The following is a 12,600-nucleotide window of genomic DNA, read 5'->3' as shown; positions in this document are numbered from 1 at the left end:
GCCCGCCCGCTCCCGTTACAGGACGTCCGCGAGGTCGCGGAGCAGCCGGGCCTTGGCCCGGGCACCGACCACCGACTTCACCGGCTCCCCGCCCCTGAACACCATGAGCGTCGGCATCGAGAGCACCCCGTACGCGGCCTGGGTCTCCGGATTGCGGTCGACGTCCAGGCTGACCACGGTCAGCCGGTGCGCCTCCTCCCTCGCGATGTCCGCCAGCACCGGCACCATCTGCCGGCAGGGCGGGCACCAGTCCGCCGTGAAGTCCACCAGCACCGGCCCCTCGGCCGCCAGGACCTCCGCGGCGAAGGTCTCGTCCGTGACCTCCGCGACCCCTGCGATCTGCACCATGGTCTACTTCTCCTCCCACTCGACTGCCGGCTGCGCGGCCCATTCGCACTGCGGCGGCTCTCCGGCGGTGCCGACCGCCAGCTCGTCCCGCTCCCGCTCGGCCCGGGCGAACTGCCCGGCCACCTGGGTACGGACCTCCTGGAGCCGGTCGATGCACTCGTCCAGTTCGGCCAGCTTCCTCCGGTAGACCTCCAGCGAGGCCGGGCAGGAGTCCCCGTGCGGGTGACCGGCCTGCAGGCACTCCACGAACGGCCTGGTCTCCTCCAGGCCGAACCCGAAGTCCTGCAGCGTGCGGATCTGCCGGAGCAGCCGCAGGTCCTCCTCGCCGTACGCGCGGTAGCCGTTGCCGGCCCGCCGGGCCGGGAGCAGCCCGAGCTGCTCGTAGTACCGCAGTGCCCGGGTGGTCGTCCCCGCCCGCCTCGCCAGTTCACCGATCCGCATGACCGCATCCTCGCCCTTCCGGCCGCTGTCCGAAGGTCGCTGTCCGAAGGCCGCCGGGAACGACGGTAGACCTTGACGCCGACGTCAACGCCAGGGGCGGCGCGGGCCCGGGCCCCGCCGCGTCCGCACTACCTTCCGCCCGCCCTCACCCGGCAGGATGGCCCCATGGATCTTGGACTGCAGGACAAGGTGTACGTGGTCACCGGCGCCACCCGGGGCCTGGGCCTCGCGACCGCCCGCGAGCTGGCCGCCGACGGTGCGCGGGTGCTGGTGAGCGGCCGGAGCCGGGAGTCGGTGGACGCGGCGGTCGCCGAACTCGCCGGACTCGGCGGCGGAGCGGACGCGGTGCACGGGCTGGTGGCCGACAACGCCGCCCCGGAGACCGCCGAGCGGCTGGTCCGCGAGGCCGTCGAGCGGTTCGGCCGGCTGGACGGCGTGCTGATCAGCGTCGGCGGTCCGCAGGCGGGCCCGGTGGGCACCGTCCCCGAGGAGGCCTGGCGCGACGCGTTCGAGTCGGTGTTCCTCGGCGCGCTGCGGATCGCCCGGACCGCCGCGGGGACGCTCGGCGAGGGCGGGGTGATCGGGTTCGTGCTCTCCGGCTCGGTCCGCCAGCCCATCCCGGGTCTCGGCATCTCGAACGGTCTGCGCCCCGGCCTGGCGATGGCCGCCAAGTCGCTGGCCGCCGAGCTCGGTCCGCGCGGCATCCGGGTGGTCGGCCTGCTCCCGGCCCGGATCGACACCGACCGGGTGCGCGAGCTCGACGCGCTCGGCGGCGACGCGGAGGCCTCCCGCGTCCACCACAGCGCCGCCATCCCGCTCGGCCGCTACGGCACCCCGGAGGAGTTCGGGAAGGTCGCCGCGTTCCTGCTCTCCCCCGCCGCGTCCTACCTCACCGGTGTGATGATCCCGGTCGACGGCGGCGCACTGCCCGGACTGTAGGACGGCGTTCGCCGGCCGCGCGTGGAGGCATCCGCCCGGCGCGCGGCAGGCGGATGCGCCGGGCGGTCAGAGCACGCGCGGGTGCTTGTCGCGCCGTCCGCCGCGCCGCGCGGCGGTCTCGTGCCTCGCCGGCACCACCCGGATCCGCAGGTCGGCCGGAAGGTCCGACAGCCCGAGACTGACCAGCGCGTCGGTGCGCGGGCCGGTCTCGAAGTGCTCGGCGAGCGCCGCCGGATCGCCGCCGGACGTCATCCGGACGGCCGCCCGCAACCGGGGGTGCCGGGCTCCGCGCAGCAGCCGGACACCCACCCGCTCGACCTCGGGGAGCGCCACGGTGCCGGTCTCCAGAGCGTCCTCCAGCGCCCCGGTGCGCAGCCGCAGCCGCAGCCCCGGTGTGCCGGGGGTCGGCACCGGCACGGTCGCCGGCCCGCTCCGCCGCAGCTGGGCGAGCAGCCACCAGGCGGTCCCGACGACCACCACGGCCAGCCCGGCGATCACCGCAGGCCACCACCAGGCCTCGGCCACCCAGCGGGTCCGCGCCCGCCCACCGATCACCGGCCGGTCCGGCGAGGCCTGCGGCCACCGGTCCGGCAGATCCACGCCCAGCCTCCGGTACAGGTCGAGGCCCCCGGCCAGGACCAGCAGCCCGGCCACCAGCAGGACCACCCCGACCGCACCCACCAGCACCCGGTTGACGGTGCTCCGGCTCACCCGCTCCCACCACCCTCCACGACGGCGCCCTGCACTCCCCCGCCGGACCCGCGCCGGCGCCCGCGCCGGGTCCTGACGTCCAGCCGCAGCGGTCTCGCCAACCCGACGACCGCCAGCTCGTCCCGCAGCTGCCGCTGCACCGAGGCCGGATCGGCCGGGCCGGTGAGGGTGATCCGGACCCGGCGGCGGCCGGTCCGCACGCGCAGGTGCTCGACGCCCGGCAGGTCGGCGGCCCGGTGGACCAGCAGCGCGGTCACGCCGGACCGGTCGATGGCCGCGGAGGTGCCGCCGACCGGGCGGAGCGGGAGCCAGCGGCTCAGGCCGGGGGCGAGGGCGAGCCAGAGCAGCCAGCCGCCGAGCAGGGTGGCCGCGCCCGCTCCGAGCAGCACCCAGGTGTCGTCGAGGTGCCGGGTGGCCAGTTCGTCGGCGATCTCGGCACGCCAGCGCCGGGCGGCGTGCCCGGTGCGGACGGCGACCACGTCGTAGAGCAGCGCCACCGCGGCCACCAGGACCACCGTCGCGACCACCACGGCGGCCGTGGTCCGCGGTGCCCGCAGCCGCGGCACCCGGACCGCGGCGGGCCCGGGCTCCGGAGCCGGTTCCCCGGCCGCACCGACCGCACCGGCCGCACCGACCTCCGCCGGCACGGTGGGCCCCGCAGGCCCCTCAGGACCCCCAAGCCCCTCATGCGCTCCGGACTCCGCCGCCCCGGCAGCCTCCGCCGGTACGGCGGGCTCCACGGGCGGCGTCCCCGGCTCCCCCTCCGCCGGCCCGGTCATCCCGTGCCCTCGGTGACGAGCCGTTCCACCACGACCACCACCTCGGCCACCCGGGTCCCGGTCAGCGCACCGACCTGGGCGGCCACCCGGTCGCGGACGGCCCGGGCGAGGGCGGCGAGGTCGGCGGGGAACGGCAGGTCGACGGCGACCCTGACGGTGACGGCGGCGGAGGGCGAAGCGGGGCCGGTGACGGAGACCTTCGGCGGCCCGCCCGGTCCGCTCCGGCCCGGCCGGACCTCGGCGAGCGCCTCACCGGCCGCCCGGGCGGCGATCCGCGCGTAGACGCGGTCGGCGATGCGCAGCCGGCCGCGCGCGCCGGGTTCGCGGGTGGCGGGCGCCGGGACGAGGGCCGCCATCAGCGGCGCCGGTCGCGGCCGCGCAGGAGGTCGCCGAGGTCACCGAGTTCGAGGTCGCCCTCCAGTAGGCGGCCGACCACGAAGCCGACCACCCCGAGGGCCGCCACCAGCAGGAACGCCGCGAACCCGCCGAAGTAGCCGGCGAAGCCGAGGGCCATTCCCACCACCAGGCCGATGAGGGCCAGGTTCATCCGTTCCACCTCGTCTTCCGCCGCCCGCCGCTCCGGGCGTGCTGCCGCACAGGGACTACTTCAGCTTGGGCCGCTGGCCGGAGGAGGGGAGCTCCTCTTCCTCCTCCTCGATGTCCGGCTCGTCGGGCAGGTGGACGTCGTTGACGGCGATGTTGACCTCGACGACTTCCAGCCCGGTCATCCGCTCGACCGCGTCGACGATGTTCTCCCGTACCTGCCGGGCGAGTTCGGGGATGACGACGCCGTACTCGACGACCAGCGCGATGTCGATGGCGGTCTGCTTCTCCCCCACCTCCGCCTTGATGCCGCGCCCGATGTTGCCGCGCCCGCCGGGGACCCGGTCGCGCATCGCGGCGAAGGTGCGGGCGAGCCCGGAGCCGAGGGAGTGGATGCCGGTCACCTCGCGGGCCGCCATCCCGGCGATCTTCTCGACCACGCCGACGGCGAGCGCGGTGCGACCGCGTTCACCGGCGGCCCCGCCGAGGCCGGCGGTCGAGGAGCCACCGGTGGAGGCACCGGTGGAGAGGTTCTTGTGCAGGGTGGCGGGCGTCGGAGTGTCAGGCATGGGCTCATCTCCCGTCGTACGGCTCCAGCTATATCGCAAATCGCTCCAACTCTGGCATTTCGCCACGAATCCCGCCCCCGGAACCGGCCGGTACGGCGAAGGCCCTGCCCCCGAGGTCACCTCGGGGGCAGGGCCTTCGCCGGCCGGGGAGGCCGGTCAGTCCCCGATGCCGGCCAGGTCGCGCAGACGGCGGGCCTGGGCCGCCCGTTCGGCCGAGCGCTGCTCGTCGTAGGAGCGGCCACCGGCGCCCTGGAGCAGGGCCTTGGTCTCGATCACGGCGTTGCGCGGTGCGGCCAGCAGAGCGGCGGCGAGGTCGCGGGCGGCGGCGTCCAGCTCGCCCGCGGGGACGGCCAGGTTGGCCAGGCCGATCGCCGCGGCCTCCTCGGCGCCGACCCAGCGCCCGGTCGCGCAGATCTCCAGCGCCCGGGCGTAACCGACGAGTTCGGTGAGCGGCTTGGTGCCGGCGAGGTCGGGGACGAGGCCCAGTGAGGTCTCCTTCATGGAGAACTGCACGTCGTCGGCGACCACCCGCAGGTCACAGCCGAGGGCGAGCTGGAAGCCGGCGCCGACCGCGTGGCCCTGGACGACGGCGATGGTGACCAGGTCGGGGCGGCGCCACCAGCTGAAGGCCTCCTGGTAACCGGCGATGATCCCGTCGAGCTCCTCGGGCTCGGCGGCGGCGAGCTGGAGGAAGCTGGGCTCGCCGGGGATGCCCTCGGGGGTGAACATCGCACGGTCGAGGCCCGCCGAGAAGGAGACGCCCTCGGCGCGGAGCAGCACCACCCGGACGGTGCCGGGCAGGTCGCGGCCGACGGCGGACAGGGCGCGCCACAGGGCGGGCGACTGGGCGTTGCGCCGCTCGGGCTGACAGAGGGTGACGACGGCGAGTGCGCCGTCGATCTCCAGGCGGACGCCGTCCCGCTCCCGGCTCTGGGTCTGCGGATCGGTGGCGGGAGCGGTCATGAGGGGACCTCCGGTGGCGAGGATGCTTGGCTACCGGAGAGTAACAAAACTGGTGGAGCGACGGCAGGGGGCAGCACGGAGCGGCGGACGGCCCGCCCGCGCGCCGGTCGCGGATATGACGATCGGCGGCCGGTTCACTCGGACCGGGGAGTGGACGACGCTCGGTCGCCTCCCCGGCCGGCGCCCTGCCGCCGAGTCATCCGCCCGTTGACCGACGGAGCGTCAGGAACCTGCCCCGGCAGTAGCTTTGTTCTTGCCCCGCGTGGCACCGCCGCGGCCCCGGAGAATCACTCCGGACTCGCTCAGCATCCGGTGCACGAAGCCGTACGAGCGGCCGGTCTCCTCCGCGAGAGCGCGAATGCTCGCCCCGGAGTCGTACTTCTTCTTGAGATCGGCCGCGAGCTTCTCACGCGCGGCACCGGTTACCCGGCTGCCCTTTTTCAGAGTCTCGGCCACCCGTGCCTCCTCGTAGCGTTGCTCGGTCAGATTCCCATGATCACCCATCCACCGCGTCCTGGCCACCCATTCGACAAGGTCCATGTCGGGAATGCGCGGTCCTTCGGTAGTGATCCGAGCGCACAAGGGCGCTCACGCAGAGTGCACGCCCCCGGACGAATACCGCCGTCCGGCGAGAAAGGGCTGATCAGCAGCGTCGGCCCGGCCCCGATCGAGTGGCGGGCCGACGGAAGCTCCTTAAACGGAATGCGGGACCTCTTCATTCCCGGACACGCCGAAGGGACTAGTTTTTCTGGTCCAAAATGTGGAGGGAATGTCTAGTTCCGGCCAGACGGACAGCCGAATGCCCGGCCGTCCGTACGGGCGACCGGGCATCGGGAGGTCGGCGGGATCAGGCCAGCGTGACCAGGTCGTTGTAGGCGGGGCTCCAGAGGTCCTCCACGCCGTCCGGCAGCAGGATGATCCGCTCCGGCTGGAGCGCGTCGACCGCGCCCTCGTCGTGGGTGACCAGCACGACCGCGCCGCTGAACTCGCGCAGCGCGCCGAGGATCTCCTCGCGGCTGGCCGGGTCCAGGTTGTTGGTGGGCTCGTCGAGCAGCAGCACGTTGGCACTGGAGACCACCAGCGCGGCCAGCGCGAGACGGGTCTTCTCACCGCCGGAGAGCACCCCGGCCGGCTTGTCGACGTCGTCGCCGGAGAAGAGGAACGAGCCGAGGATCTTCCGGATCTGCACCAGGTCGGTGTCGGGCGCGGAGGAGCGCATGTTCTCCAGCACCGTCCGCTGCGGGTCCAGGGTCTCGTGCTCCTGGGCGTAGTAACCGACCTTCAGGCCGTGGCCCGGGATCACCTCGCCGGTGTCCGGCTTCTCCACCCCGGCCAGCATCCGCAGCAGCGTGGTCTTGCCCGCACCGTTGAGCCCGAGCACCACGACGCGCGAACCGCGGTCGATGGCCAGGTCCACGCCGGCGAAGATCTCCAGCGAGCCGTAGGACTTCGACAGGTCGCGCGCCGTCATCGGGGTCTTGCCGCAGGGCGCCGGGTCCGGGAACCGCAGCTTGGCGACCTTGTCGCTCTGCCGGACCTGGTCCAGGCCGGAGAGCAGCTTCTCGGCGCGGCGGGCCATGTTCTGCGCGGCCACCGTCTTGGTCGCCTTGGCGCGCATCTTGTCCGCCTGCGCGTTCAGCGTCGCGGCCTTCTTCTCGGCGTTGGTCCGCTCGCGCCTGCGGCGCTTCTCGTCATCCTCGCGCTGCTGCTGGTACTGCTTCCAGCCCATGTTGTAGACGTCGATCGCGGAGCGGTTGGCGTCCAGGTAGAAGACCTTGTTGACGACCGTCTCGACCAGCTCGACATCGTGCGAGATGACGATGAAGCCGCCCTTGTAGGTCTTCAGGAAGTCCCGCAGCCAGACGATCGAGTCCGCGTCGAGGTGGTTGGTGGGCTCGTCGAGCAGCAGCACGTCGGAGTCGGAGAACAGGATCCGGGCCAGCTCGACGCGGCGGCGCTGACCGCCGGAGAGCGTGTGCAGCTCCTGGTTGAGGATGCGGTCCGGCAGGCCCAGCGCGGCGGCGATGGTGGCGGCCTCGGCCTCGGCCGCGTACCCGCCCTTGGTCAGGAACTCCGTCTCCAGGCGCGCGTACTTCTTCATCGCGTTCTCCTGGGTGGCGCCCTTGCCGTTCGCCATCCGGTCCTCGTTCTCGCGCATCTTCTTCAGCACGGTGTCGAGGCCGCGGGCGGAGAGGATGCGGTCCTTGGCGAGGACGTCGAGGTCGCCGGTGCGGGGGTCCTGCGGCAGGTAGCCGACCTCGCCCGAGCGGGTCACCGTGCCGGAGGCGGGGATGCCCTCGCCGGCCAGCACCTTGGTGAGCGTGGTCTTGCCGGCGCCGTTGCGACCGACCAGGCCGATCCGGTCGCCGGGGGCGACCTTGAAGCTCGCCGACTCGATCAGGATCCGGGCACCGGCACGCAGCTCAAGGGCGTTGGCGGAAATCATGGCTGGGGACTACTCCTGGGGCGTGGGCGGGCGCCCGGACGGGGCACGGGCCGGGACGGCGGGTGAAGGGCGTCGGCGGAGGCTCGGCGGACCGCACGGCGCGGCGCCGCTCGCCCGCTAGTGCACGGAGAGAACAGCCATGACGGCAAGTCTACCGGGCCGCGCGAGCGAACCCCGAGGGATTACCGGCCGGGGGTACCCGGAGGGCCGGCTACCGCGGCTGCTGCCCGTCCGCCGGCGCCGCGCAGCTGCCCTCCGGGCGGACGGCGGCGAACGGCTCGGCCGGGCTGCCGCAGGCGGCCTCGGGCGCGGCCGCGCGGGTGTCGAAGACCTTGGGAGCGACGATCGGGCCGTCCGAGATCAGCACCCGGCGGCCGTCCAGCGCCTTCATCGAGACGCCCGGGCCGGCGTTGAGCTGCCAGCCGCTGCTGTCCAGCCGGTAGCCGGAGATCCCGCCGGAGACCGACTGGCCGCTGCTGTTGGAGCAGCTGCGCGGAACCAGCACCGCGAAGTCGCTGGCCACCGTACGGGTCGGGTCGTAGACGCAGTTGCCGGCCGGCTTGGAGTTGTAGCGCAGGTCCCCGTCGGCGTCGCGGAAGCCCATCGTCAGATTGGGTGTGACCACCGCCACCCAGGGCGCGGACTGCTGGACCGTCCGCAGCGAGGCCGCCGCCCGCTCGGTCGCGAGCTGCTTGCGCTGCTCCTCGGTGCGCTTGTCGGCGCCGGGCTCGCCGTCGGCGCGCAGCCAGTCGGCCAGGCCGGGCACCGCGCGGTGCCAGCGCACCTCGTGGTCGCCGGGCCGCACGGAGGTGACCAGGCCGTCGTCCCAGACCACCACGGCGTTCTCGCCCGCCATCGACAGGTAGAGCGCGGTGGCGCCCTCCCGCTGGTACGACCAGGCGTGCTCCCCGGTGGCCTTGTGGTACGCCTCCAGGCCCGGTCCGACCCTCAGGTCGAGGTCGGCCGCGTCCAGGGACTTCACGGCGTCCGGGCTCGCGTCCGAGGCCCCCGGTGCGGCCACCCGGTCACCGAACGGAACCGGCTTGTTGGCGTGCGCGGCCGCGCCCGCCACAAGGACCAGCAGCACCGCCAGGGCAGGCAGGATCGATCGGGGGCTGAGGGCGCGCGACTTCCAGGACACGGGCGGAGCGTACCTTTCACCGCCCGCGCGAGTCAGCCGGACCTCTCCGTACGGCCGGACGGCGGAACCTCGCCGGCCGGTTTCGCACGGGCCGGCCGACGCCGCCCACCGACCTGCGCCGTCGGGCCCGGCGGCGCCCCGGGCCCCGCCCGGGCCCGGGGCGCGGGTAGGGCTCCCCGGGCCTCCGGGACTGTTACAGAGGTGATACACGGCACACCGCCGGACGGCGTTCGAATAGCGCCCACTTTAGGGTGACATTCGGCTTTTCCTCCGCCCGGCGGGCCTACTGTCGGCAATCGGGGCGTCACGTTGCGTCGCCCTCCGCCCTGCCCCACCGAGGCCCCCGCCCGAGGAGAGACCATGCGATTCGGCCGCCTGGCGCTGGCCGCCGCCGCCCTGCTGCTGCTCACCACCGCCAGCGTCCCCGCCGGCACCCCGCTGAGCCAGACCGAACGGCACACGCTCTCCTCCGACGCCATCTCGCCGCGCGGCGCCGCACCGCGCCCTGTCGTCCAGCGGCCCAAGCACGAGCCCCCGTTCGGGGCGTTCGTCGGCTCCTGGGACCGGTACATCCCGCAGATCGGCCGCTACGCGCAGTGGCTCAACAACGCCAACCTCCAGGTCGGCCACACCTATCTGGCGGGCAACGGCTGGGCCGACGTCGAGGGCGAGGCGATGGTGCTCGGCATGTGGTCGCAGTGGCGCCAGGCGGACCCGTCCCGGACGCTCGTCCTCGGCGTGCCGATGCTCGTCCCCAACGAGGCGAACGTGCCGGACGGCGAGGTCGCGAAGCTGCTCGCCCAGGGCGCGCGGGGGGACTTCGACCGGCACTTCCTCAAGCTGGCCCGCCGGCTGGTGGCGCTCGGCGGCGCGGACACCGTCCTCACCCTCGGCTGGGAGATGAACGGGGTCACCTACACCCACCGCTGCAAGCCCGACCCCGCGGCCTGGAAGACGTACTGGCGACGGATCGTCACCGTGATGCGGTCGGTGCCCGGGCAGCGGTTCCGTTTCGACTTCACGCCCAACCGCGGGCTGGACGCGATCCCGTGGACCAAGTGCTACCCGGGCGACGACGTGGTGGACATCATCGGCATGGACAGCTACGACCAGCCGGCCGGCGCGACCTTCGACGACTACGTGCACGAGCCGTACGGGCTGCTGGACCAGGTGGAGTTCGCCGCCAAGCGCGGCAAGCCGGTCTCGTACCCGGAGTGGGGGCTGTTCCGGAACGGCGACAACCCGGAGTTCGTGCAGCGGATGGTGGAGTGGATCCGCACCCACGACACCGCCTACCAGACGGTCACCGACTACTGCCCGCACGGCTTCTGGCAGTGCGACCGCAACCCGCGGTCCAGCGCCCGGTTCCGGCAGCTGATGGGCGGCTCCCCGGGGGCACCGGCCGCGGCCGCGCCGACGGCGCCCCCGGCACCGGCGGCGCCCACGATGCCGTCCGCACCGCCGGCGCCGGCCGGCGCACCGACCGGTCCCCCGGCCTCGCCCACCACCCCGGCCCCGGCCTCGGCCTCGGCGGCGGCCTCCGCGCCGCCGTCCGCCACGGCGAGCCCGTCGGCCAGCCCCTCACCGAGCCCGTCGGCCGGTCCCTCGCCGAGCGCCTCGCCGACCGCCGCCCCCGCGCGGCGCTAGGACGTGTCCGGCAGACGCCCCCGGAGTGCCCGTTCAGCTCCGGCGGCGGGCGAGCAGGGACTCCTTCAGCTTCGGCAGCCGGCTGCTGAGCACGCGCACCGCGGCCTGCCGGGAGCGGACGGCGCCGCACCGGACCGCGGCGGCCGGGGCCGGGCCGCGCGGGCCGAACAGCAGCCGCTGGTTCGGCAGCCGGTCCGGCCGCCAGCGCTGCTTGTACGGCTCCTGGCCGCGCAGCAGGCCCAGCACCGGGATGCCCGCGCCGACCGTCTCGTCCAGCGCGGCGCCGAACAGCAGGCCCGCGATGTCCAGCCGCTCGCGCAGCCTCGGGTGCGCGCCGTACATGTAGAGGCCGCCGAAGGACGGGCAGAGCAGCAGCAGGTTGACCGCGACCAGCTCGCCGTCCAGCCAGTACTGGTGGACGGCGGCCCGGCCGGTGGCCACCAGGCCGGTGGTCGACTCGTCCAGGTGACGGGCGAACCGCTCGGTGCGGTGCTCCGGGGTGACCCCGCGGTCGGCCCACTGGAGGAAGTGCAGCCGCAGCAGCCCGGCCAGGGCCTCCGGCACCTCCGCCGGGGGCGTCGAGCGCACCTCCACGCCCGATTCGGCGATCTTGCGCAGCTTGACCCGGCTGCGCTGGGCGGTCTTGCCCGGCACCCGCTTGAGCAGCTGCTCCATCGGGACGGCCGGCAGGTACTGGCAGAGCGAGTCGGTGAACCGCCGGCGCCGGCCGCGCCAGTGCGCGAAGACCCGCTGGACGGCGGCCTCCGGGTGGACCTCGCGCAGGTCCAGACTGTGCCAGGGGCGGGTGAGCGGGAGCGCGGCGGCGAACTCGGCGGCGGCGCGGTCGGCGCAGGAGTCGTCGAGCAGGATGTCCGTGAAGTCGATCAGCCCGTCACCGAGGCCGGCCAGGCCGCCCAGCGGGCCGCCGCGGCGCTGGAACGCGCCCGCGCCGACCAGCCGGCCGTCACGGCGGACCAGGACCACCAGCAGGGCGCCGGGGCGTCCGTAGTTGCGCCACCAGGAACGCTGCCAGACGGCGGCCTGGAAGAAGGTGGCGGTCCGGCAGCGGGTGACGAGGTCGTCCCACTCCTCGGCGAGGGTGTCGAGCGCGTCGTCCTCGCGGCGCAGCTCGGTGGTCCAGCGCGGTGCGCACGCCTGGGCGGGGAGTCCCGTGGTCGGGGCGGCTGCCTCGGTGCTCATCGTCCGCTCCCGGCCACGGTCTTGGTCCTGTTCTCCGACTCGGCCGGAGCCGCGTCCGCGGCGGGCCCGGCCTTTCCGGCCCGGGCCGCCGTGTCGCCGGCCCCGGACGCGGCCGTGACCTCGGCCGTGACCTCGGTCCCGGCCGCGGGCCGGGGCTCCGGGCCGGGGTCGGCCACGGGTTCCGCCCCGGGCTCGGCGGTGCGCGGGCGCGGAGCGGTCGGGACGGGCGCCGCCCCGGCCGCGGGGCCGGCGGCGCTGTCGCTCCGGCGGCGGGTCATCATCACCAGCGCGCCGATCAGCACGCCCGCCGCACCGCCGACCGCCACGTCCAGCCGCCCGGAGGGGGTGGTGGGCCGCTCGGGCTCGGCGGCGGCCGCGAGCGGGACCAGCCGGACGCCGGTCTCCTTGGTGCTGCCGTTGGCGAAGGCGACCAGGGAGCGGGCCACCGCGTCGGCCGTCAGGACGGCCTCCTGCGGGTCCGCCCCGGTGCCGGTGATCTCGATCATCGGGGCGTCCGGCGAGGTGGTGCCGTGCACCAGGGCCTCCAGCTCGGACCGGCTGTGCCCGGTCTCCGCGGCGGCTGCCGCGAGCACCTGCGGCCGGCCGGCCAGCCGGCCGTACGCCTGGGCGAAGTTGACGGCCGTGGCGCTCTCCCCCGGGTTCTCCGACACCACGATCACGTAGGAGTCGGCGGCGTACGAGGGGTGGGCGACGACGGCGTACCCGGCGCCGGCGGCGGCACCCAGGGGCACCGCGAGGGCCAGCGGCCACCAGCGGCGGACCAGGAGACGGGCGCTTCGGCGCGGTTCGGTCATCGGGACTCCTTGGATACGGGGGCCGCCCGGCCGGCGGCCCGGCGACTGGGGAGCTGCC

General features: G+C 74.7%; 15 protein-coding genes. 2 read left to right on the top strand and 13 right to left on the bottom strand.

Annotated features, from left to right (window positions below):
- Positions 1-15: 15 nt before the first annotated feature.
- Entirely contained in the window at positions 16-348 is a 333-nt protein-coding gene (gene trxA / locus ACFWIC_RS22215) for a thioredoxin (RefSeq protein ID WP_329949590.1), read from the bottom strand.
- Between the two features lie 3 nt (positions 349-351).
- On the bottom strand, positions 352-789 hold the full coding sequence (locus ACFWIC_RS22210; RefSeq protein WP_329883430.1) for a MerR family transcriptional regulator: 438 nt from the start codon (positions 787-789) through the stop codon (positions 352-354).
- A gap of 165 nt (positions 790-954) precedes the next feature.
- On the opposite strand from ACFWIC_RS22210, the gene ACFWIC_RS22205 reads away from it, so the two are divergent.
- Complete coding sequence (locus ACFWIC_RS22205) at positions 955-1,728, top strand: SDR family oxidoreductase (protein ID WP_329949588.1); 774 nt, start codon at positions 955-957, stop codon at positions 1,726-1,728.
- Between the two features lie 66 nt (positions 1,729-1,794).
- Here the strand turns inward: ACFWIC_RS22205 and ACFWIC_RS22200 are convergent, their stop codons facing one another.
- The 9 genes from ACFWIC_RS22200 to ACFWIC_RS22160 all read right to left on the bottom strand — a co-directional run bounded on the left by ACFWIC_RS22200 (position 1,795) and on the right by ACFWIC_RS22160 (position 8,880).
- On the bottom strand, positions 1,795-2,439 hold the full coding sequence (locus ACFWIC_RS22200; protein WP_380519838.1) for an alkaline shock response membrane anchor protein AmaP: 645 nt from the start codon (positions 2,437-2,439) through the stop codon (positions 1,795-1,797).
- Entirely contained in the window at positions 2,436-3,086 is a 651-nt protein-coding gene (locus ACFWIC_RS22195; protein WP_380519837.1) for a DUF6286 domain-containing protein, read from the bottom strand. The genes ACFWIC_RS22200 and ACFWIC_RS22195 overlap by 4 nt, the downstream gene beginning before the upstream one ends.
- 128 nt (positions 3,087-3,214) lie before the next feature.
- The gene (locus tag ACFWIC_RS22190; protein ID WP_329883426.1) at positions 3,215-3,574 is read right to left on the bottom strand and encodes a hypothetical protein; all 360 of its coding nucleotides are present in this window, start codon (positions 3,572-3,574) and stop codon (positions 3,215-3,217) included.
- On the bottom strand, positions 3,574-3,765 hold the full coding sequence (locus tag ACFWIC_RS22185) for a hypothetical protein (protein ID WP_329883425.1): 192 nt from the start codon (positions 3,763-3,765) through the stop codon (positions 3,574-3,576). Before ACFWIC_RS22185 ends, ACFWIC_RS22190 begins: the two co-directional genes overlap by 1 nt.
- Before the next feature lie 55 nt (positions 3,766-3,820).
- On the bottom strand, positions 3,821-4,330 hold the full coding sequence (locus ACFWIC_RS22180; protein WP_329949586.1) for an Asp23/Gls24 family envelope stress response protein: 510 nt from the start codon (positions 4,328-4,330) through the stop codon (positions 3,821-3,823).
- 156 nt (positions 4,331-4,486) lie between these two features.
- Positions 4,487-5,293: an enoyl-CoA hydratase/isomerase family protein gene (locus ACFWIC_RS22175; RefSeq protein ID WP_380519836.1), complete on the bottom strand. Its 807-nt coding sequence runs from the start codon at positions 5,291-5,293 to the stop codon at positions 4,487-4,489.
- Between the two features lie 222 nt (positions 5,294-5,515).
- Positions 5,516-5,749: a helix-turn-helix domain-containing protein gene (locus ACFWIC_RS22170; RefSeq protein ID WP_030059940.1), complete on the bottom strand. Its 234-nt coding sequence runs from the start codon at positions 5,747-5,749 to the stop codon at positions 5,516-5,518.
- 391 nt (positions 5,750-6,140) lie between these two features.
- Positions 6,141-7,739: a ribosomal protection-like ABC-F family protein gene (gene abc-f, locus ACFWIC_RS22165; protein WP_380353836.1), complete on the bottom strand. Its 1,599-nt coding sequence runs from the start codon at positions 7,737-7,739 to the stop codon at positions 6,141-6,143.
- Between the two features lie 211 nt (positions 7,740-7,950).
- Entirely contained in the window at positions 7,951-8,880 is a 930-nt protein-coding gene (locus ACFWIC_RS22160) for a hypothetical protein (protein ID WP_329883421.1), read from the bottom strand.
- 360 nt (positions 8,881-9,240) lie between these two features.
- On the opposite strand from ACFWIC_RS22160, the gene ACFWIC_RS22155 reads away from it, so the two are divergent.
- Positions 9,241-10,527 (top strand): glycoside hydrolase family 26 protein, encoded by a 1,287-nt coding sequence (locus ACFWIC_RS22155; RefSeq protein ID WP_380519835.1) that lies wholly within the window; start codon positions 9,241-9,243, stop codon positions 10,525-10,527.
- A gap of 33 nt (positions 10,528-10,560) precedes the next feature.
- Here the strand turns inward: ACFWIC_RS22155 and ACFWIC_RS22150 are convergent, their stop codons facing one another.
- Positions 10,561-11,727, bottom strand: coding sequence for a GNAT family N-acetyltransferase (locus ACFWIC_RS22150; RefSeq protein WP_329949583.1), 1,167 nt, complete (start codon positions 11,725-11,727; stop codon positions 10,561-10,563).
- Entirely contained in the window at positions 11,724-12,542 is an 819-nt protein-coding gene (locus tag ACFWIC_RS22145) for a hypothetical protein (RefSeq protein WP_380519834.1), read from the bottom strand. The genes ACFWIC_RS22150 and ACFWIC_RS22145 overlap by 4 nt, the downstream gene beginning before the upstream one ends.
- Positions 12,543-12,600 lie beyond the last annotated feature (58 nt).

The sequence above is a fragment of the Kitasatospora sp. NPDC127035 genome (assembly GCF_042726075.1).
In the GTDB taxonomy this organism is placed as follows: Bacteria; Actinomycetota; Actinomycetes; order Streptomycetales; family Streptomycetaceae; genus Kitasatospora.
Note: the sequence above shows the minus strand (reverse complement) of the source record. Positions and strands in the feature narration are given on the sequence as shown.